The following is a 20,170-nucleotide window of genomic DNA, read 5'->3' on the forward strand; positions in this document are numbered from 1 at the left end:
GCCGCCGTGTTGCATGCGCTGATTTGCAAAATAATGACAAAACGCGCGTTCGCCAAGCTCCATCTTACCGCAGTGCACCGTGCATGCCCAATATCGCGCCACAATGGTTGACCCTGTGGTGATCCGCGGGCCATGGTCCCGCCCGTGCACGCACCAAATCAGTCAGGACAAACACCCGAAGCATTCACCCCTGATTCGCGTCAGGCCTGGATGCGCCTCGTCATTGCGCTTCTGATCGGCTCGATCGGCGGCGTCGGCATGTGGGCGATCGTCGTCATGATTCCCGCGGTGCAGGCCGAATTCTCCGCCACGCGCGGCGCGGTGTCGCTGGCTTTCACCCTGATGATGTTCGGTTTCGGGCTTGGCGGCGTCATCGCCGGCAGGATCACCGACCGCTTCGGCATCGTGGCGGCTATGGCGATCAGCATTGCCTTCCTCGGGGTCGCCAATGTGCTGGCGGGTCTGTCGACCCAGCTCTGGCAGTTCGTGGCGGCGTATTTCCTGATCGGGCTCGGCACGTCGGCGACCTTTGCGCCGCTGATGGCGGAGGCCTCGCACTGGTTCGAGCGCTATCGCGGCCTGGCCGTGACGATCGTCGCCAGCGGCAATTATGTCGCCGGCACGATGTGGCCGCCGCTCGTGAGCACGGGCATGCAGACGATCGGCTGGCGCTTCACTCATATCGGCATCGGCCTCGTCTGCGTCAGCCTGATGACCATCCTGGTGCTGGTCCTGCGCGCGCAGATGGGCGACGACAAGGTTCACGATCATGCCAATGCAGCGCCGCCGCGGGTCGACCTCAAGCTCTCGACCAACACGCTGACGGTGCTGCTCTCGATCGCCAGCATTTCCTGCTGCGTCGCCATGGCAATGCCGCAGGTGCATATCGTCGCCTATTGCGGCGATCTCGGATATGGCGTGGCGCGCGGCGCCGAGATGCTGTCGCTGATGATGGCCTGCGGCATCGTCAGCCGGATCGGCTCCGGCTACCTCGCCGACAAGATCGGCGGCATCCCCACACTGCTGATCGGTGCGGTGGCGCAAGGCTTTGCACTCGTGTTCTATCTGTTCTTCGACGGCCTGACCTCGCTCTATTTGATCTCCGCGATGTTCGGCCTGTTCCAGGGCGGCATCGTGCCGAGCTATGCCATCATCGTGCGCGAGGCGATGCCGGCGAGCGAGGCCGCAACCCGCGTCGGCATCGTGATCTTCGCCTCCGTGTTCGGCATGTCCTTCGGCGGCTGGGTCTCGGGCGTCATCTTCGATGCGACAGGTTCCTACGCCGCGGCGTTCGCCAACGGCGTGGCGTGGAACGCGCTCAATATCGGCATCGTCTTGACGCTGCTGATCCGCTCGCGGATCAATGCAGTCAGGACCGGTCCGGGTTTTGCGACCTAGACTGCCTGTCCCACCTTCAGCAGCGAACAACCCGTGATCTTGTAGCTGCCGTCCGGTTGCTGCTCGAGCGTGTAGAGCGCTTCCCAGGCCTCGCCATTGGCATCGATGATATGGACGTGCTGGGCAATCCGGCTGCCCTCGCTCTTGCTGTCGCCAAATTCAAAGCTCTTGTGCCGGTACACCGGCGGGTAGCCGTTTTGCACCATGGACATGAAGATGTCGGGCGCGGGGAAGATCTCCTGGATCGCAGGAGCGGCGTAGGAATAGGCCCCGCGCGCGTCGTCGCGGCCGAATGCCTGCTCCTGGGCGCGGATGATACTCTGTGCCGTCGCGACATCGTCGGCGCGCGCTGAGATGGGACCGAAGGCGACACTGAGAAAGACCAGCAAGGCGGCGATGCGCATGACAAGCTCCGCGTTGAAATCCCGGCGGCGCGGATCCTAGCACATCTCGAGGGCTATCGCTTCCGCTTTGCAGCCGGCTTCGCGGGCTTGGCGGACGCGCGGACCTTGGCTTTCATGGCAGGCTGCACCCGCAAACCGTCAACGAACACGTCGAGCATCCGCAGCACCGAGCATTGCCAGCCGGGCTGGTCGTGCATGTAGCACATGCCAAAGAACGCGCGCAGCAAGTCCTCGGGACTGACGTCCGCGCGCATCGCGCCGGCCGCGGCTGCGCGATCGAGCAGCGAGCCGATCGCCTTGGTCAGGCGCTCAAAGGAAAAGGCATGCAACTCCGACCCGCTCTGCACCGCGAGTGCCAAGGCTGCCACCATGCCCTTCTTGGTGGCAACGAATTCGACTCCTGAGCGCAGCCAGCGCCTGAGCGCGTCGACCGGGTCACTGGCGTTCTTCAACTGCTCGGCGAGCTCGCTGAGCTGCTCGACCTCGCGCCGGTACACCGCCTCGAACAAATCCTCGCGGGTCGGGAAATGCCGATAGAGCGTGCCGATGCCAACGCCGGCGCGTTTTGCCACCGCCTCCAGGCTCGCCTCCGGACCACCCGCGTTGAACACGGCCTTGGCCGCCTCGAGCACGCGCTCGCGATTGCGCACGGCATCGGCACGGGGCTTGCGGGTCTGGTCGGTGGTGTGGTCGTCCATCCACGCAATGTAGATCACGAATTGGTTAGATTGAACCCTTACGGGGCTGCATCGCGTTGATGCGCACGGGCTTTTGACGAATTCCAAATATTTCCCGCCGGCCCTTGTTAAGCGGAGGCTGCCTCCGTATCTTCGCTGAAGTCGTTGCCCCGGATGATGTTCGGGGGGCGCATGTCGACGGCGGCCACGGCGGTGGCGCGCTGCGCGACGACTCATGTCCATATCTGATCGGAGCCTTGTATGAACCACTCCATCAGCCTCACCGTGAACGGTGCGCGGCGCGACTTCGTCCTCGACGATCCGCGCGTCACGCTGCTCGATCTCCTGCGTGAGCGCCTCCATCTGACCGGAACCAAGAAGGGATGCGACCGCGGCCAATGCGGCGCCTGCACCATTCTCGTCGACGGCAAGCGCATCAACTCCTGCCTCGCGCTCGCGATCAGTCATGACGGCGCCGACGTCCTCACAATCGAAGGCATCGCGCGCGGCGACCAGCTTCACCCCGTGCAGGCTGCCTTCATCGCCCATGATGGATTTCAGTGCGGCTTCTGCACGCCCGGCCAGATCATGAGCGCGATCGGCATGATGAGCGAGGCGCAGGCCGGCAACGATCCCGAGCGCATTCGCGAATGCATGAGCGGCAATCTGTGCCGCTGCGGCGCCTATGCCGGTATCGTCGATGCCGTGCTCGACGCGCAGGCCGGCATGGACGAATCCAATCAGAGGCGCTCCGCATGAAGCAATTTGATTACGTCAGGCCGGCCACGGTCGCCGAAGCCGTCGCGGCCGCGACGCAGCCGGGCGCGGTCTATCTCGCCGCCGGCACCAATCTGCTCGATCTGATGAAGGGCGGCGTCAGCCGTCCGGATCGTCTGGTCGACGTTACCCATCTCGACGGACTCGATCGGGTCGAGCGCCTCGCCGACGGTGGTATCCGCATCGGCGCACTGGTGAGCAACGCCGATCTTGCGCATGACGCAGACTTTGCCAAGGCCTATCCGGCCGTCGCCGAAGCGCTGCTCTCCGGCGCATCGGCGCAACTGCGCAATGCCGCGACCGTCGGCGGCAATCTGCTGCAGCGGACGCGCTGCGCGTATTTCTACGACACCGCAAGCCGCTGCAACAAGCGCGAGGCCGGCAGCGGCTGCGACGCCCGCGACGGCGAGAACCGCACCCACGCCGTGCTCGGCTGGAGCGAAAACTGCATCGCCACGCATCCGTCCGATTTCTGCGTGCCGCTGGTCGCGCTCGACGCCATCGTCGAGATCGAAGGCAGGAACGGGCGGCGCGAGATCGCGCTCGACGAACTGCATCGCCTGCCCGGCGATACGCCTGAGCGTGAATCGGCGCTCGAACCGGGGGATCTCATCGTCGCGGTGCGTCTGCCGCCCGCGGCGCGCGGCTTTGCCGCTCATGCGCGCTATCTCAAGGTCCGCGATAGAACGTCCTACGCGTTCGCCGTCGTCTCGGCTGCGGCTGCGCTGCGGATCGAGAACGGCAAGATCGCGGAGGCGCGGCTTGCGCTCGGCGGCGTCGCCGCAAAGCCCTGGCGCGCCCGCGCTGCGGAGGACATGCTCAGGAACGTCGCGCCCACGGTGCACGCTTTCCAGGAAGCCGCCTCGCGCGCGCTCGCCGACGCAAAACCGTCCGGCGACAACGCCTTCAAGATCGAGCTCGCGCGCCGCATCGTCGTGCGCGCGCTGAGCCTCGCCGCTGCCGGTACGCCTGCGCGCATCCCCGCGCTGCCGGCCTCTCCCTTTGCCTCGACGTCCGGAGCCATTCATGCCTGAGGTTAATCTCACCAGCGCGCCCGCTCATCTGCGCCACGGCTCGAACATCGGCCAGCCGCTGACCCGCCGCGACGGCGTGCTTAAGGTCAAAGGCCAGGCGACCTACGCCGCTGACAATCATCCGCCCGGTATGCTGTTTGCAGTGATGGCCGTTTCCAGCATCGCGCACGGCCGCGTGACTTCGCTCGACGTCAGCGCCGCCAAGCGCCACCCCGGCGTCGTCGATGTCATGACGCCAGACCACAAGCCTGGGCTCGCGATCGATCCCGAGATCAAGACCAATCCCTTCGTGTTCCGGATGGAGGTGTTGCAGAGCAATGAGGTCCGCTACGCCAACCAGCCGATCGCCGTCGTGATCGCCGAGACGCTGGAGGCTGCGACCGAAGGCGCGGCGCTGCTGGCGCCGCGCTACGAGACGCTGCCCGCGCTCATCGGCCTCGATGCGGGTGAAAGCTTCGTGCCGCCGGTCGTCGGTGTCGGCAACCCCACGGAAAATCACCGCGGCGATGTCGAGGCGGGGCTTGCCTCCGCCGACAAGCGGATCGACGCGATCTACGAGACGCCGCCGCAATATCACAATGCGATGGAGCCGCATGCGATCGTGGCTGCCTGGGACGGCGACAGTCTGCAGATCGACATGCCGACCCAGGGTCTCATGCTGTCGCTGGCGCGCGTTGCCGAATTATTCGGCATCGCGCACGACAAGATCCACATCCGCAGCCCGTTCCTCGGCGGCGGCTTCGGCTCGAAGGGGCTCATGGCCGGCCCTCCGGTGCTCGGCATCATGGCGGCAAAGCTCGTCGGCAAACCGGTCAAGCTGGTGCTGCGCCGTGAGCAGATGTACGGCCCGGTCGGCCATCGCGCGCCGACGCGGCAGCGGCTGCGCATCGGCACAGATGGCGAGGGGCGCCTGACCGCGCTCGATCACCATGCGAGGACCGTGTCGAGCACGTTCGACGATTTCTACGAACCCGCGGCTGATGCCTCGCACACGCTCTATGCGGCGCCCGCAATCCGCACCTCGCATGATGCCGTGCGCGTCAACACTGGCACGCCGTTGTTCATGCGCGCGCCGGGCGAGGCCACCGGCTCGATCGCGCTAGAGAGCGCGATCGACGAGATGGCGTGGGCTTGCGGCATCGATCCGCTCGCCTTTCGTCTGAAGAACTATGCCGAGGTCGAGCCCATCACCGGCAAGCCGTTCTCGTCCAAGGCATTGCGCGCCTGCTACGAGCAGGGAGCGGCGCGCTTCGGCTGGGCGAAGCGATCGCTCCAGCCGCGGCAGATGCGCGACGACGATGGCCTTCTGGTCGGCTGGGGCATGGGCACCGCGACGTTCCCGGCGCTGATGTTCCAGGCCGAGGCACGCGCAGTGCTTCGCCGCGACGGCTCCGGCGCCATGGAAATCGGCGCGCATGACATGGGGCAGGGCGCCTGGACGGCGCTGGCGCAGATTGCGGCCGACGAACTGGGGCTTGATATCGACCGCGTCGAGTTCAAGGCGGGTTCATCCGACCTGCCCGATGCCGGCATCGCCGGCGGCTCGGCACACACGGCAACCGCGGGTGCCGCGATCCACAGCGCAGGCGCGGCCGTGATTGCAAAACTCGCCGATCTCGCCACCAACGATGAGCGCTCGCCGCTGTTTGGCGCCGGCAATGCCGGCGTGATCGCGCGCGATGGCAGGTTGATCCGGCGCGACGACGAGAGCCGCGGCGAAAGCTATTCCGAGATTCTCGCGCGCGCCGGCGTCGCCGAGCTCGAGGCGCGCGGCACGGGCGCGCCGAATCCGGCGGCGATGGAGGAGTATGCGATGCACGCCCACGGCGCGGTGTTCGCGGAGGTGAAGGTCGATCCCGAGCTCGGCCAGGTCCGCGTCACCCGCATGGTCGGCGCTTTCGCCGCGGGACGCATCGTCAACCCGCGTATGGTGCAGAGCCAGCTGTTCGGTGGCATGATCTGGGGCCTGTCCTTTGCGTTGCACGAGGAAGCCATCACCGACCGCCGCACGGGCCGGATCATGAACGCCAATCTCGGCGAGTACCATATCCCGGTGAATGCCGACGTGCCGCCGCTCGACGTGATCACGGTCGATGAGCACGACCCGCACGTGAACGCGCTCGGTATCAAGGGTGTCGGCGAGATCGGCATCACCGGCAGTGCGGGCGCGGTCGCCAACGCGGTGTGGCATGCGACTGGGGTGCGTGTCCGCCGTTTTCCGATCCGGATCGAGGAGTTGCTGACGTAGCCTGAGGCCGCGGGCCGGCGAGGCTGTCTCGCTCTCCGCCTGCTAGTGCAGCTTCTTGCGAAGAGCCTTGAGCGCTTCTCGCTGCGACTCGATGTAGTTCGCGATGGCCTTGCGCAGCTCCTCCGAATGGAGCTTGTCGTTGTCGCGCTGCACTTCATCGAGTGCGGCCTCTGCATTTGCGAGCGTGATCTTCATAGCGAGCCCTGTTACGAAGCGGCTCCGGAAAGCGGAGGCTGCTTGGCTATGGCTCGAAATATATAGAGGATCAGGCTGCGGAAATTGAGATGGCTCAAGCTCCGTAAGATACCGGTGGCTCCGTAGGATCGCGGATAACTTTAAAATGTCGGCGGTGTGCAGGCCGAGATCACCTCGCACGGCTTGCCGCCGACGCAGCGGAAGCGATGCGGACGCCGGCTCTCGAAGTAATAGGCATCGCCCGGATTGAGGATGCGGCGCTCGTCCTCGACGGTGACTTCGAGCTTTCCCGAGATCACGATGCCGCCTTCCTCCCCGTCATGGACGAGGTGAACGCGCCCGGTGTCGCTGCCGGGCTCGTAGCGCTCCTTCAGGATCTGCAGGCTGCGACCGAACAGATTGTCGCCGATCTGCCGATAGGAGATCGGCTTCTTGCCGACCTCGGTCAGCTCTTCGCCGCGGTAAAATATCTTGCGCCGGCTCTCCGGCTCCAGCGCGAAGAATTCGGCGAGCCCCATCGGAATGCCGTCGAGGATGCGCTTGAGGGCGCCGACCGACGGGTTCATCTGGTTGGATTCGATCAGCGAGATCGTCGAATTGGTGACGCCGGCGCGCTTGGCGAGTTCGCGCTGCGACAGCTTCTGGCGCGCCCGGATGAATCGCAGCCGTCCACCGATATCGACGCTCATGTCCCTGTCCCGTGTTGCAGGTGTTGCGGATCGCGCAAATATGGACCGGCAGCCCCAGTCAAATCAATGGCTTGCAGCCTCTCAGAAAAGGACTTGTTGCGCTTTTCAAGCCGTGCCTCTGGTAGCAGGTCAGCAAAGGAGCGTGGCCCGTGACCCTTCATCAGATTCCGAACACCATCAAGACCGACTCGTTCTGGATGCCGTTCACGGCCAACCGGCAATTCAAGAAGGCGCCGCGCCTGTTCTCCTCGGCCGAGGGCATGCACTACACCACCGTCGACGGCCGCAAGGTGATCGACGCCTCCGCCGGCCTCTGGTGCGTCAATGCCGGCCACGGCCGCAAGCAGATCGCCGCCGCCGTCGAGCGCCAGCTGATGACGCTGGATTTCGCACCGTCGTTCCAGATGGGCCATCCGCTGGCATTCGACTTCGCCGAGCGTCTGGCCGAGATCGCGCCGAAGGGCCTCGATCGCATCTTCTTCACCAATTCCGGCTCCGAGTCGGTCGACACCGCGCTGAAGATCGCGCTCGCCTATCACCGCGCCAACGGCCAGGCGAGCCGCACCCGTTTGATCGGCCGCGAGCGCGGCTATCACGGCGTCGGCTTCGGCGGCACCTCGGTCGGCGGCATGGTCGCCAACCGCCGCGCCTTCGCGACCCTGCTGCCGGGCGTCGACCACATCCGCCACACCCACGATCTCACCCGCAACGCCTTCGCCAAGGATCAGCCCGAGCATGGCGCCGAGCTCGCCGATGATCTCGAGCGGTTGGTGGCCCTGCATGGCGCCGAGACCATCGCCGCCGTCATCGTCGAGCCAGTGCCCGGATCGACCGCGGTGTTGCCGCCGCCGAAGGGCTATCTCCAGCGCCTGCGCGACATCTGCGATAAGCACGGTATTCTCCTGATCTTCGACGAGGTCATCACCGGCTTCGGCCGCCTCGGCACGCCGTTCGCCGCCAACTTCTTCGGCGTCACGCCTGACATGATGACGACGGCCAAGGGCATCACTAACGGCACCGTTCCCTGCGGCGCCGTGTTTGCGAGCCGCAAGGTTCACGACGGCCTGATGGTCGGCCCGGAGAACGCGATGGAGCTGTTCCACGGCTACACCTATTCGGCGCACCCGGTCGCCTGCGCCGCGGGCATCGCGACGCTCGACATCTACAAGGATGAAGGCCTGCTGACGCGCGGTGCTTCGATCTCCGAATATTGGCGCGACGCGCTGCATTCGCTGAAGGGCCTGCCTAACGTCGTCGATATCCGCAATTGCGGCCTGATGGGCGCGGTCGAGTTGTCGCCGCGTGACGGTACGGTCGGCGTGCGTGGCTACGACGTCATGGTCGACTGCTTCAATCGCGGGCTGTACTTCCGCATGAGCGGCGATAGCTTTGCGCTGTCGCCTCCGCTCATCGTCGAGAAGAGCCACATCGACGATATCGTGTCGATCCTCGGCGATGCCATCAAGCGGGTGGCCTGATAATTGCTCTCGCCGTTGCGGAGTTCCCTCTTGCAGCGGCGAGCGTGATGCCGCAGGAGTTTGACCAAGCGTGAAAGTTCTGATCCTCGGCAGCGGTGTCATCGGTGTCACCTCTGCCTACTACCTCGCGCGTGCCGGCCATGAGGTGACGGTCGTCGACCGTCAGCCCGAACCGGCGCTCGAGACCTCCTTTGCCAATGCCGGCGAAGTGTCGCCCGGCTATTCCTCGCCCTGGGCCGGTCCCGGCGTGCCGGTGAAGGCGGTCAAATGGCTGCTGATGAAGCACGGCCCGCTGGTGATCCGGCCGAAGCTCGATCCCGGGATGTGGGTCTGGCTGCTCAAGATGCTGCGCAACTGCACCAGCGAACGCTACGCGATCAACAAGAGCCGGATGATTCCGATCGCGGAATACAGCCGCGATTGCCTGCGCGACCTGCGCCGCGACATCGGCATCCAGTATGACGAGCGCTCGCAGGGCACGCTGCAGCTGTTTCGCTACCAGGCCCAGCTCGACGGCACCGGTGAGGACATCGCCGTGCTCAAGCAATACGGCGTGCCGTTCGAGGTGTTGAGCCGCGAGGGCTGCATCGCGGCCGAGCCGGCTCTGGCGGGCGTGAAAGAGAAGGTCGCGGGCGGACTACGCTTGCCGCAGGACGAGACCGGCGACTGCCACATGTTCACGCAGGCACTGGCCAAGCATGCCGAAGCGCTCGGCGTGCGCTTCATGTTCAATACCGGCATCGACCGCATCGTCACCGAGGGGGCGCGCGTCAGCGGCGTCGCGACCAGCGCTGGGATGTTGCAGGCAGACGCTTACGTGCTCGCGCTCGGAAGCTGGTCGTCGCGGCTGGTCGCGCCGCTCGATATTTCGCTGCCGGTCTATCCCGTGAAGGGTTATTCGATCACGGTACCGATCAAGGACGCTTCCGGCGCGCCGGAATCGACGGTGATGGACGAGAGCTATAAAGTCGCCATCACGCGCCTCGGCAATCGCATCCGCGTCGGCGGCACCGCCGAAATCTCCGGCTTCTCGAGCCAGCTCTATGGTGCGCGGCGCGCCACGCTCGATCACTCGCTGACCGATCTGTTCCCGCGAGGCGGCGATCTCTCCAAGGCGACGTTCTGGAGCGGCCTGCGCCCGATGACGCCGGACGGCCCGCCCGTGATCGGCCCGACGCAATACGCCAACCTTCACCTCAACACCGGCCATGGCACGCTAGGCTGGACCATGTCCTGCGGCTCCGGCCGCGTGCTCGCCGACATGCTGTCAGGCAAAAAGCCGGACATTGATGTGAGTGCGCTGACAGTGGACCGGTACAAGTACCGGTTTGGCTAAGACTCTATCCTCCCGTCATTGCGAGGAGCTCTCGCGACGAAGCAATCCAGAGTGTCTCTGCGGTGAGAATGTGGATTGCTTCGCTTCGCTGGCAATGACGGCTGCGCTACGCCGTCCCCGTCACGCAATTCACCCACAGCACCACCGCCTTCGCGTCATTGGCTGGATTTGAAAACCGGTGGGGCCGACGGCTTGCAAACCGAAAACTGTCGCCCGTCTTCAGCGACCACGTCTCGCTGTCCACCGTCAGCATCATCTCGCCTTCGAGAACGAGGCCGGCTTCCTCGCCGTCATGGGTGTAGAGCTCGTCACCGGTGGAGCCGCCCGGCTCCAGATGCACCAGGAACAGGTTGAGCCGGTTGTCGGGGCTGGCGGGGCTCAGCAACTGCTTGGACACGCCGGTGCGCCAGAGCTTCAGCTCGGGCCGCTGCAGTCCGCGCGTGACCACCTGATCTGGTGCACCGTCGGCGTTCGGGCTCGCGCCGAACAGCGCGGCGATGCCGACGCCGAGCACGTCGGCGAGCGTGGCCAGCACGCGCAGCGACGGCGACGACAGTCCGCGCTCGATCTGGCTGAGGAAACCGATCGACAGCTCCGTGCGCGAGGCAACCGTCTCGAGCGAGAATTGCCTGATGCGCCTGAGATCGCGGATGCGGCGGCCGACCGCAACATCCATCGCCGGCTCGGCCGCTTTGGCGATAGCCCGGGCGGAGGCTTTCACCTTCACCTTCTTCACCGGCTTTGCGGCGGCCGGCCTGTGCATTCTCTTGCCACCGCTCACGTCAAACCGCTTCCTTCATGTGCATGAAAACCACTTGCATCGGCCGCAGAAGTGTGACCAAATTTTCATATTGGTGAAAATAGGCCGAAACGGCTTTGCTCGCAACGTCTGCGATGACGAGGTTTGCGAGCGCCGCCATCGGTCGGGCCCAAGGGGGATGCGATGAAGCGTTTTGGTCTGGCCGCGCTCGCGGCACTCGCGATTGCCGCAGCAGCGCCGGCCTCGGCGCAGCAAGTGCTGAAGGTCGGCTCGACGCCGACAGGCATTCCCTTCACCTTCCTCGACACCAAGACCAATAGCATCCAGGGCATCATGGTCGATCTCGTCACTGAAGTGGGCAAGGATGCCGGCTTCAACGTGCAGATCGAGCCGATGCAGTTCTCGGCCCTGATCCCGTCGCTGACATCAAGCAAGATCGACATCATCGCGGCCGCGATGTTCATCACAGCGCCGCGCAAGGAGGTCGTCGACTTCTCCGACCCGATCTACACCTATGGCGAAGGCCTCGTGGTCCCCAAGAGCGACACCAAGGCCTACGCCACCCAGGACGATCTGAAGGGCGAGACGGTCGGCGCTCAGGTCGGCACCGCCTTCGTCGACGCGCTGAAGAAGTCCGGCCTGTTCGCCGATGTCAAGGCCTACGACACCATCCCCGACATCCTGCGCGACGTGAACACCGGCCGCCTCAAGGCCGGTTACGCCGACTATCCGATCCTCGCCTACAATCTGAAGCAGGGCGGCTTCCCCGAGGTGCGCCTGGTCGATGGCTACAAGCCCGTCACCGTCGGTTCGGTGGGCATCGGCGTGCGCAAGGGCGAGGCCGCGCTGCTCGGCAAGATCAACGCTTCGCTCGCCAAGCTGAAGGCCAACGGCACCATCGACAAGATCCTCGATAAATGGGGTCTGAAGGCACAGGGTTGATCGGCAGAGGCCATCGATGAAAGCTGATCGATGAAAGGCTTCTGGCACGACGCGGCCGAATTCTTCCCGATCCTGATGAGCGGCGTCGCGCTGACGATCGTCGTCACCATCGGCTCGCTGCTGCTTTCGACGGTTCTTGGCCTCGTCTGGGCGATGATGCGGGTCTCCGGCATCCGCGTCCTGTCGCTGCTCAGCGCCAGCCTGATCAACGTGATCCGCGGCATTCCGATCATCGTGCTGTTGTTCTACCTCTATTTCGTGATGCCCGATCTCGGCGTTACCCTGTCCGCGTTGCAGGCCGCGATCCTCGGGCTCGGCATCGCCTACTCGGCCTATCAGGCGGAGAATTTCCGCGCCGGCATCGAGGCCATCGACAAAGGGCAGATCGAGGCGGCGCAATCGATCGGCATGGGCTGGTGGCTGACCATGCGCCGGGTCGTGCTGCCGCAGGCGGTGCGGATCGTGCTGCCGCCCTACGGCAACGTCATGATCATGATGCTGAAGGACTCTTCGCAGGCCTCGACCATCACGGTCGCCGAGCTCGCCCTTCAGGGCAAGCTGATCGCGTCCTCGACCTTCAAGAACACCAACGTGTTCACGCTTGTCGCGCTGATGTATCTCACCATGAGCATTCCGCTGATCCTGCTGGTCCGTCACTTCGAGAAGCGGGCCGGCAAGAAATGATCGAGTTGACCGACGTCCACAAGAGCTTCGGTGCGAACGAGGTGCTCAAGGGCATCACGGCGTCCGTCCAGAAGGGCGAGGTGATCTGCATCGTCGGCCCCTCCGGCTCCGGCAAGTCCACCATCTTGCGCTGTATCAACGGTCTCGAAAGCTACGACCGCGGCGAGATCAGCGTCGAGGGATTGAAGGTCGACCGCGACGCGCCGTCGATCGTGAAAGTCCGCACCCAGGTCTCGATGGTGTTCCAGCGCTTCAATCTGTTTCCGCACCGGACGGTGCTGGAGAACGTGGTTGAAGGTCCGCTCTATGTGAAGCAGGAGCCACGCGCTGCCGCATTCGAGCGTGGCCGCGCGCTGCTCGCCCAGGTGGGCCTTGCCGAGAAAGCCAACGAGCATCCGCCCCAGCTCTCCGGCGGCCAGCAGCAGCGCGTCGCGATCGCACGGGCGCTGGCGATGCAGCCCAAGGCCATCCTGTTCGACGAACCGACCTCGGCGCTCGATCCTGAATTGGTCGGCGACGTTCTCGGCGTGATGCGCAAGCTCGCCGACGACGGCATGACCATGGTCGTCGTCACCCATGAGATGGGCTTTGCCCGCGACGTCGCCGACCGCGTGCTGTTCATCGACGGCGGCGTCATCGTCGAGCAGGGGCCGGCCAAGTCGCTGCTCAATCAACCCCAGCATCCGCGCACGCAGGACTTTTTGCGCCGCGTGCTGCATCCGCTCTGACCGGTCTTCGCCATGACCACGCGCCTGCCTCTGCCGCCGTCTCTCTATGCCGACACCGCCGTTGCGCCGGTGGCCACGCCGCCGCTCGAAACCGACAAGACGGTCTCGGTCGCCATTATCGGCGGTGGCTACACCGGCCTGTCCACCGCGTTGCATCTGGCGGAGCAGGGTGTCGAGGCACTGGTGCTGGAGGCGCAGGAGCCGGGCTGGGGCGCATCCGGCAATAATGGCGGTCACACCAATCCCGGACTGAAGCACGATCCCGATCAGATCGAGGCGGATTTCGGCGCTGAGCTCGGCCGCCGCATGGTCGCGTTCTCCTACGGCACGACGAACTTCACCCACGATTTGATCCGCCGCTACCAGATCCCGTGCGAAGCACGGCAGAACGGCACGCTGCGCGCGGCCTATAACGAGGCCAGCGCCGCCGCGATCGAGACAACCGCACAGCAGTGCATCGCCCGTGGCATGCCGGTGTCGTACCTCAATCGCGAGCAATTGCGCGAGATGACGGGCACGGATCGCTACATCGGCGCCATGCTCGATATCCGCGGCGGCGATCTGCATCCGCTCAGCTATGCCCGCGGCCTCGCGCGCGCCGCGATCTCCGCGGGCGCGAAGGTGTATGGCGAAACACCCGCACTATCACTCCGTCGCGAGGGCAGCCGCTGGCGCATCGAGACGCCGCGCGCGGTGGTGCATGCCGACAAGGTGCTGCTCGCGACCAACGGTTTTACCGACGATCTCTGGCCGGCGCTTCGCCGCACCATCGTGCCGGTGTTTTCCTCGATCGCGGCCACGGCCCCGCTCTCTGACGACGTGGCCCGTTCGATCATGCCGACGCGTCCCATCCTTTACGAGAGCGGCCACATCACCGTCTATTACCGCATCGATCAGCAGAACCGCCTCTTGATGGGGGGCCGCGGCCCGATGCGCTGGATCAGTTCGCCGCGCGACGTCGCCTATCTCATGCGATACGCCGAACGGCTATGGCCGCAGCTCAAGGGCGTGGCCTGGACCCATGGCTGGAACAGCCGGCTTGCCATCACCGCGGATCATTACCCGCATGTGCACGAGCCCGCGGACAACATCCTGATCTCGCTCGGCTGCAACGGTCGCGGCGTCGCGCTCTCGACCGCGATGGGCGCGCAGCTCGCGAGGCGTCTGATCGGCGGCGCCAAGGCCGAGCTCGACATGCCCGTCACCGGCATCAAGCCGATCCCGATGCATGCCTTCTGGCCGGTCGGCGTGACGACGGCAGTGATCGCTGGTCGCCTGCGCGACCGGTTGGGGATCTAGGCTCAGCCCTCCGCCACCGCGTCGGCCCAGGGCTGGAAGATCTCGACCGCGCCGGAATTGGTGTCACCGTCGCGCATCACGACGCTCGGGCAGGCGAACTTCTGCGGCAAGGACTGCACCCGCGCTTCCTCATAGTCGAATCGCGCCGCGAGCGCCTCGCGTGTGTCCGCCGGCAGCCTGGTATCGCCGATCACGATGGCGCCTTCGCTGGCGTCGATGCGCGGTTGGTGGATCGCGGCATCGAGATCCATGCCGAAATCCATCGCAAACGACACGATCTGCATCACCGACGGGAGGATGCGGCGACCGCCGGAGGCGCCGACCGCGAGCCGTCTGCCGTCCTTGGCCTCGGCGATGACGGGCGTGTAGTTGGTGAGACAGCGCTTGCCAGAGGCGAGCGAGTTGGTGGTGCCTGGCTTCGGGTCGAACCACATGATGCCGTTGTTCATGGCGATGCCGGTGTGCGGCGTGACGTATTTCGAGCCGAAGGACGACAGCAGCGTCTGCGTCACCGCCGCGATGTTGCCGTGGCGGTCGACCACGGAGAAGTGCGTGGTGCAGGCGGGCGCCAGATAGTCCGCGCCGAGCGAGCGCTTGCCGTCGGCATCGCCCATATCCTTGAGCCGCTCGCGATAGGCCGATTGCAGCGCGGCGGCATATTCGGCATAGGCGCCCGCATCGGGCGCGCTTCCCGGCTTCAGGTTCTGCTGCAACAGGCGCAGCGCATGCGCCATGGTCGGTCCGGCCGTCAGCTCCGGTGTCGCAAACACCTTGCCGCCGCGATAGGGGATCGCCAGCGGATCGCGCAGATGGGCTCGGAACGCGGCGAGGTCCTCCACCGATAGCGCGCCGCCGTCAGCCTTGATGTCGGACGCGATGCTCCTGGCGAGGTCGCCCTGGTAGAAATCGCGCGGACCGGCGTCGGCGAGGTGCGCCAGTGTCGCCTTCAGCGTGTCCAGCGGCAGCCGCGTCTCGGACTTGATGCCCCACGGCGCGCTCGGCGGGAGGCCGTCCTTCAGGAACGTTGTCGCGCTCGCGGGATAGCGCCGAAGATCGGACGCCGATGCCGCGATCGTCAGCGTGGTCCACCAATCGACCAGCAGGCCTTCGCCGGCGAGGGCGACGGCCGGCGCGACCAGATCGTTCCACGGCAGCCTGGCGTGACGGCGATGCGCCTCCTCCATGCCGGCGACGACGCCGGGCACGGCGATCGAGCCGGGGCCGTGGATGTTGCGGTCGTCCTTCACCCGCTGCCAGGGAAACAGGTCGGAAGCCGCGCCTTCGCCGCTGAGCGGATAGTCGGCGGCGCGCAGGCTTTGCGGCGCGCACATGCCGTAGTCGATCACCTCGTAGAGATTTTCCGCGGCACGGTAGAGCACCATCGCGCCGCCGCCGCCCATGCCGCTGTTCCAGGGCTCCAGCACGTTAAGCGCGAAGGTGGTGGCGACGATCGCGTCCACACAGTCGCCGCCCGCCGCCAGCACTTGCGCCCCCACTTCGGCCGCCCGCCGCGATTGCGCGGCGACGATGCCGCCTTTGGATGTGACGGCGGGCTTGCGGACGGTTTGGGTGTGGCTGAACTGGTGCGGCATGATGATGTCTGTGTGCTGTCTTCGGTTTGGCTTCGTTGCGCTGAGCTCCGCGAAGAATGGCACATCGCCCCCATCGAGAACATCGAAAGGGCGACGCGGCATGGCTGGTGTGTAACAGCGGGGGTGGCGCAGTCGGCAAGACGTAGATGCCAAGACGAGAAAGCCCGGGACAGGCCCGGGCATGACGAGTTATGAGACCGATCAGTGGGAAGCGGAAGCCGCAGGGCTCAGCGCGCGCGATCCAGCCGGCTGGCCTGATACCTGGCGTGCCATTTCGGGCCAGGCCCGCGCATGTAGTGGAGCTCGGGGCGGTAGGGATTGCCCGCGATCCGGATCAGCGTCAGCCATTTGCTGGCGATGAAGTTCAGGGGCTGGCGGAGCAGGGTCAGTGACGCGAGCAACATGGCATCACCTCAGTGCGGCTTGCCGAGCATGGCAGTGAAGGGGAGGTCGAAGATCTCCTCGCCGTCGGAGCCGCTGACATGGATTACCCAGTCGCGCCAATCCTCAGCGCCGGGCGTCAGGATCATCGCGTTCATGATCTGGGCGGCACGGTCGCGCGCCTCGGTCAGGTTGGTCACGGCTGTGCCGCTGCGATCGATCAGCGTGCCGTCCAAGTTGGAGCAGTGAAAATAGACCTGGACCATATGCGTCTCCTATTGGGAGCGATTGGGACGGCAAACCGATACCATTCCAAGCCTTCGCGAAACATTCGGGTCGAGCCCGGTAAGGGAATCTACGGAGATTGGTCGGCGCCAAGCCCCCTGCTGGTTTGATCACAAGGGGGTGTTGATCAACTGGACGGCGTTCCCGCGGCATGGAACAACCCTGGACGGAACGTCCGGGAGGCGCCGTGAACCACCTCACATTTTGGCGTGAAAGCCGAAGCCTGCGCGCATGCACGGGCGCCTTGGTGGTCCTCCTGACCCTCGCCTCGGTAGGCTCATCAGAACCGGTCCGCAAGAGCGGCTATGCGATCGGCACGGAGACCTGCGGCAGCGCCGATCTCGCCTTTCCCAGAATCCAGATCGACATGAAGGCGGGATTTTGCGCTGGCCTCGTCGCCAGCGAGGAGGATCGGCTGAAATTCCCGCGCTCGATCATCCAGGTGCCCGGTCGTGACCTGTTCGTGGTCGCCGACATGGCGGGCTGGGGCCATACCGATGGCCGGCTGCTGTTGCTCGACCCGCGGGCACCCCAGGGACAGCGGTTCAAGGAGTTGCTGACTGCAATCGAATATCCGTTCGGCCTCGCGATCGGCCCGGACAAGAAGCTCTATGCCTCGAGCGCGGAGACGATCTTCCGGTTCGATCCGCTCGCCGACAATCCGCGCGACACGGTCGAGACCGTCGTCCGTCACATGCCCGGCCGCCGGATCACATTGCCCGACGGCAAAAAGCTCGACGAGAGCGCGCATCCATTCAAGCAGTTTGTCTTTGATAAGAACGGCCGGCTGTTCGTCAATGTCGGCTCGCACAGCGACGACTGCATCACGCCGGCGCCGATCACGAGACCTTGCGCGGCGGCCGAGGGCGTTTCCGCAATGGCGTCGATCTGGCTGTTCACGCCGCCCCCGGGCGGTATCTTCCCGGCGTTGAAGCCTGGCGAACCCGACCCGCCGCACGGTGTCTATGCGCGCGGCCTGCGCAACTCGATGGCGCTGGCGCTGCATCCGAACTTCCCTGATGCGGGCTATGCCTTCCTGCAAGGCGAGAACGGCCGCGACCTGCCTGACATTTTCAAGCCGAACGAGGAGATCAACGCGATCGAGCAGGGCAGGCATTACGGCTGGCCCTATTGCTACGATTTGTCGACGCCGAGCCTCGAATTCAGGATCGTATTGCGGTCGGGGGTCTACAAATCGCTGTGCACCGCCAACGCTCTCTACAAGGCGCCGTTCTCGCTGCTGCCGCCGCACGGCGCGCCGCTCGCGATGCTCTATTATCGCGGCGCGAAATTTCCGGAGCTCGAGGGCAAGCTGCTGGTCGGCCTGCATGGCTATCGCCCGACCGGCAGCCGCGTCATCGTCTATGACGTCGACGATCACGGCTTCCCGAAGCCCGCCCCGGCGCCGGTACGCTATCATGTCAGTTGCGCGGCCGATCCGACCCACAGCTTTCAGACCGAGGCCGGCGCCGTCGCCGCCGCGCCGTTCGAGGAGCTGATCGCAGGCTGGCACCGCGTCAACGGCGCGCGGCCGCAAGGTGCGCCGGTCGGCATGACGGTCGCGGAGGACGGCGCAATCTGGCTGGTCGAGGACAAGAACCAGACCGTGATCCGGATCGACCGCGCCGCGGGCGATGCGCCGTCGCCGCTGCCCTGCGACGTGCGTAGCCAGGCGCTGATCGAGCAACTGGCGGTCTTCGTGGCCAGGGACGCGCAGAACAGCGTCCGGCTCACCAATTTGCGCAAGGGCCTCGTCGAAAAGCACTGCGTCGGCTGTCACTCGGATTTCGGCCTGAAGCCGGGCCTATCGGACGCTCAGAAGGACGCGACGGTGCTTCGCTTCATGCTGTCGCAGGATGGCTGGATCTATCCTGGTGATCCCGATTCCGGAAAGTTGCGCACGCGGCTTCGTGGGTTGGGCGCGGAGAAACTGATGCCGCCGGGTGGCGACGGCCTGCCGAAGGCCGAACCCGGTTACACGCGCCTGCTCGACACGGCGGATCTGCTGGTGTCAAGAATGGTTCCAGGCATCCGGATGCGGATCAAGTCCGGCCCGCCGCAGCGCAAGTTCTTTGGCAAAACGAACAAGGAATGCGGCGAAATACCGGCTGCCAAGGTCGTCGTCGTGACACAAAGGAACGCTGTAGACAAACCCGGTTTCAGCCGCTTCTTCCGACCGGCCGATGCCTATCTGAATGGCGAGTGCAGCGACGGCGATGGCTATTACATCCGGCAGGAATTTCTGGTGCCTGTGCAGTAGCGTTGTTCTCGTCCTTGCGACGGCACCGGCCCGAGCGGAAACGAAACTGTTCGAAAGCGTGCAGGTGACGCCATCAGGCGAATACACGTTCGGCATCGAAGGGCCGGCCGCCGATCTCGACGGCAATCTCTTCGTCGTCAATTTCGGCAAGCCCGGCACCATCGGCAAGCTGCCCGTCGGCGGCACGGCGTCCGAGCCGTTCACGGCGCTGCCCGAGGGCAGCGTCGGCAATGCCATCCGCTTCGCGCGCGACGGCACCATGTTCATCGCCGACTACAAGAAGCACAACATCTTCGCGATCCCGAAGGGATCGACCGAGCCCGCCATCTGGTTTCACTCCGACGAGATGAACCAGCCCAACGACATCACCATCGCCCGCGACGGCACGATCTACGCGAGCGATCCGAACTGGAAAGGTCGCGAAGGCCACATCTGGCGCATCGCGAAGGGAGCCGACGGAACGGTGCAGGGACAGCTGATGTCGGCGCCGCGCGCGATGGGCACGACCAACGGCATAGATCTCAGCCCTGATGACAAGACGCTCTATGTCGGGGAATCCAGCAGCGGTCAGATCTGGTCCTATACGGTCGCCGGCAACGAGCTCACCAGTCCAAGACTCGTCAAGGCATTTCAGCCCGACACTGTCGACGGCCTGCGCACCGACATCGCTGGCCGCCTGTATGTTGCGCGCATCCTCAAGGGCACGATCACGTTGATGAAGGCCAATGGCGCGGTGGAGCGGGAGATCACGCTGAGAGCCAAGGAGCCGACCAACCTCGCCTTCGGAGGCCACGACGGCAAGACGATCTTCGTCACTCAGCGTCAGGGCGGCTTCGTCGAGTCCTTCCGCACCGACCAGCAGGGCCGCGAGCACTGCCTTCAGCGCGGGCGCTGCTGAGCTTCACGAGGGATCTGCTTCCGGCGCAGGGCGGTGCGACAGGGGCGGCATTCTTCTTGCTTGCATCTCGCCGCCGCGGGGATTTAGACATCTGTGGCACCCTCA

The 20,170-nt window shown here is 65.2% G+C and carries 20 protein-coding genes; 12 read left to right on the forward strand and 8 right to left on the reverse strand.

Annotated elements, in window-relative coordinates:
- Window positions 1-132 precede the first annotated feature (132 nt).
- The gene (locus ACFQX9_RS17610) at window positions 133-1,398 is read left to right on the forward strand and encodes an MFS transporter (protein WP_026233006.1); all 1,266 of its coding nucleotides are present in this window, start codon (window positions 133-135) and stop codon (window positions 1,396-1,398) included.
- Here the strand turns inward: ACFQX9_RS17610 and ACFQX9_RS17615 are convergent.
- Together ACFQX9_RS17615 and ACFQX9_RS17620 are read right to left on the reverse strand one after the other, a co-directional pair.
- On the reverse strand, window positions 1,395-1,802 hold the full coding sequence (locus ACFQX9_RS17615; protein ID WP_377789843.1) for a DUF4864 domain-containing protein: 408 nt from the start codon (window positions 1,800-1,802) through the stop codon (window positions 1,395-1,397). The two genes, ACFQX9_RS17610 and ACFQX9_RS17615, sit on opposite strands and share 4 nt — an antisense overlap.
- Window positions 1,803-1,855: 53 nt before the next feature.
- On the reverse strand, window positions 1,856-2,500 hold the full coding sequence (locus tag ACFQX9_RS17620; RefSeq protein ID WP_247489702.1) for a TetR/AcrR family transcriptional regulator: 645 nt from the start codon (window positions 2,498-2,500) through the stop codon (window positions 1,856-1,858).
- 240 nt (window positions 2,501-2,740) lie between these two features.
- Between ACFQX9_RS17620 and ACFQX9_RS17625 the strand changes: the two genes are divergently transcribed.
- Genes ACFQX9_RS17625 through ACFQX9_RS17635 form a run of 3 tightly spaced genes read left to right on the forward strand, consistent with a single transcriptional unit; the run spans window position 2,741 to window position 6,538 of the window.
- Window positions 2,741-3,238 (forward strand): (2Fe-2S)-binding protein, encoded by a 498-nt coding sequence (locus ACFQX9_RS17625; RefSeq protein WP_247410369.1) that lies wholly within the window; start codon window positions 2,741-2,743, stop codon window positions 3,236-3,238.
- Window positions 3,235-4,290, forward strand: coding sequence for a xanthine dehydrogenase family protein subunit M (locus ACFQX9_RS17630; RefSeq protein ID WP_247294681.1), 1,056 nt, complete (start codon window positions 3,235-3,237; stop codon window positions 4,288-4,290). Before ACFQX9_RS17625 ends, ACFQX9_RS17630 begins: the two co-directional genes overlap by 4 nt.
- Window positions 4,283-6,538, forward strand: a complete 2,256-nt coding sequence (locus ACFQX9_RS17635) for a xanthine dehydrogenase family protein molybdopterin-binding subunit (protein WP_018455700.1) — start codon at window positions 4,283-4,285, stop codon at window positions 6,536-6,538. Before ACFQX9_RS17630 ends, ACFQX9_RS17635 begins: the two co-directional genes overlap by 8 nt.
- A gap of 42 nt (window positions 6,539-6,580) precedes the next feature.
- Here the strand turns inward: ACFQX9_RS17635 and ACFQX9_RS17640 are convergent, their stop codons facing one another.
- Together ACFQX9_RS17640 and ACFQX9_RS17645 are read right to left on the reverse strand one after the other, a co-directional pair.
- Window positions 6,581-6,733: a hypothetical protein gene (locus ACFQX9_RS17640; protein ID WP_018455699.1), complete on the reverse strand. Its 153-nt coding sequence runs from the start codon at window positions 6,731-6,733 to the stop codon at window positions 6,581-6,583.
- 140 nt (window positions 6,734-6,873) lie between these two features.
- Window positions 6,874-7,422, reverse strand: a complete 549-nt coding sequence (locus ACFQX9_RS17645) for a cupin domain-containing protein (protein ID WP_007600574.1) — start codon at window positions 7,420-7,422, stop codon at window positions 6,874-6,876.
- A gap of 149 nt (window positions 7,423-7,571) precedes the next feature.
- Between ACFQX9_RS17645 and ACFQX9_RS17650 the strand changes: the two genes are divergently transcribed.
- Together ACFQX9_RS17650 and ACFQX9_RS17655 are read left to right on the forward strand one after the other, a co-directional pair.
- Window positions 7,572-8,900 (forward strand): aspartate aminotransferase family protein, encoded by a 1,329-nt coding sequence (locus ACFQX9_RS17650; RefSeq protein WP_085350327.1) that lies wholly within the window; start codon window positions 7,572-7,574, stop codon window positions 8,898-8,900.
- Window positions 8,901-8,970: 70 nt separating this feature from the next.
- Window positions 8,971-10,236, forward strand: coding sequence for a D-amino acid dehydrogenase (locus tag ACFQX9_RS17655; protein WP_018455697.1), 1,266 nt, complete (start codon window positions 8,971-8,973; stop codon window positions 10,234-10,236).
- Between the two features lie 106 nt (window positions 10,237-10,342).
- On the opposite strand, the gene ACFQX9_RS17660 is transcribed toward ACFQX9_RS17655, so the two are convergent.
- On the reverse strand, window positions 10,343-10,999 hold the full coding sequence (locus ACFQX9_RS17660) for a helix-turn-helix domain-containing protein (protein WP_018455696.1): 657 nt from the start codon (window positions 10,997-10,999) through the stop codon (window positions 10,343-10,345).
- A 180-nt stretch (window positions 11,000-11,179) separates the two neighbouring features.
- Here ACFQX9_RS17660 and ACFQX9_RS17665 point away from each other — a divergent pair, with 180 nt between their 5' ends.
- The 4 genes from ACFQX9_RS17665 to ACFQX9_RS17680 are packed head-to-tail and all read left to right on the forward strand — an operon-like array spanning window position 11,180 to window position 14,649.
- The gene (locus ACFQX9_RS17665; protein ID WP_018455694.1) at window positions 11,180-11,938 is read left to right on the forward strand and encodes an ABC transporter substrate-binding protein; all 759 of its coding nucleotides are present in this window, start codon (window positions 11,180-11,182) and stop codon (window positions 11,936-11,938) included.
- A 30-nt stretch (window positions 11,939-11,968) separates the two neighbouring features.
- Complete coding sequence (locus ACFQX9_RS17670; RefSeq protein ID WP_018455693.1) at window positions 11,969-12,622, forward strand: amino acid ABC transporter permease; 654 nt, start codon at window positions 11,969-11,971, stop codon at window positions 12,620-12,622.
- Window positions 12,619-13,350 carry an amino acid ABC transporter ATP-binding protein gene (locus ACFQX9_RS17675; RefSeq protein WP_377789846.1) on the forward strand — a complete coding sequence of 244 codons (732 nt, stop codon included), beginning with the start codon at window positions 12,619-12,621 and terminating at the stop codon, window positions 13,348-13,350. The genes ACFQX9_RS17670 and ACFQX9_RS17675 overlap by 4 nt, the downstream gene beginning before the upstream one ends.
- Window positions 13,351-13,362: 12 nt before the next feature.
- A complete protein-coding gene (locus ACFQX9_RS17680) occupies window positions 13,363-14,649 on the forward strand; it encodes an NAD(P)/FAD-dependent oxidoreductase (RefSeq protein ID WP_377789847.1) in 1,287 nt (428 codons plus the stop codon).
- Window positions 14,650-14,651: 2 nt separating this feature from the next.
- Here ACFQX9_RS17680 and ACFQX9_RS17685 read toward each other — a convergent pair whose 3' ends face one another.
- The 3 genes from ACFQX9_RS17685 to ACFQX9_RS17695 all read right to left on the reverse strand — a co-directional run bounded on the left by ACFQX9_RS17685 (window position 14,652) and on the right by ACFQX9_RS17695 (window position 16,888).
- Window positions 14,652-16,241, reverse strand: a complete 1,590-nt coding sequence (locus ACFQX9_RS17685; RefSeq protein ID WP_377789849.1) for a gamma-glutamyltransferase family protein — start codon at window positions 16,239-16,241, stop codon at window positions 14,652-14,654.
- A gap of 227 nt (window positions 16,242-16,468) precedes the next feature.
- On the reverse strand, window positions 16,469-16,645 hold the full coding sequence (locus tag ACFQX9_RS17690; protein WP_018455689.1) for a hypothetical protein: 177 nt from the start codon (window positions 16,643-16,645) through the stop codon (window positions 16,469-16,471).
- Window positions 16,646-16,654: 9 nt separating this feature from the next.
- On the reverse strand, window positions 16,655-16,888 hold the full coding sequence (locus tag ACFQX9_RS17695; RefSeq protein WP_007606355.1) for a DUF6894 family protein: 234 nt from the start codon (window positions 16,886-16,888) through the stop codon (window positions 16,655-16,657).
- Window positions 16,889-17,094: 206 nt separating this feature from the next.
- Here ACFQX9_RS17695 and ACFQX9_RS17700 point away from each other — a divergent pair, with 206 nt between their 5' ends.
- Both ACFQX9_RS17700 and ACFQX9_RS17705 read left to right on the forward strand, forming a co-directional pair.
- On the forward strand, window positions 17,095-19,167 hold the full coding sequence (locus ACFQX9_RS17700; RefSeq protein WP_085350474.1) for a sorbosone dehydrogenase family protein: 2,073 nt from the start codon (window positions 17,095-17,097) through the stop codon (window positions 19,165-19,167).
- Window positions 19,124-20,065, forward strand: coding sequence for an SMP-30/gluconolactonase/LRE family protein (locus tag ACFQX9_RS17705; protein WP_026233001.1), 942 nt, complete (start codon window positions 19,124-19,126; stop codon window positions 20,063-20,065). Before ACFQX9_RS17700 ends, ACFQX9_RS17705 begins: the two co-directional genes overlap by 44 nt.
- Window positions 20,066-20,170: the final 105 nt, after the last annotated feature.

Source organism: Bradyrhizobium sp. GCM10028915 (assembly GCF_042666195.1).
GTDB lineage: Bacteria > Pseudomonadota > Alphaproteobacteria > Rhizobiales > Xanthobacteraceae > Bradyrhizobium > Bradyrhizobium canariense_D.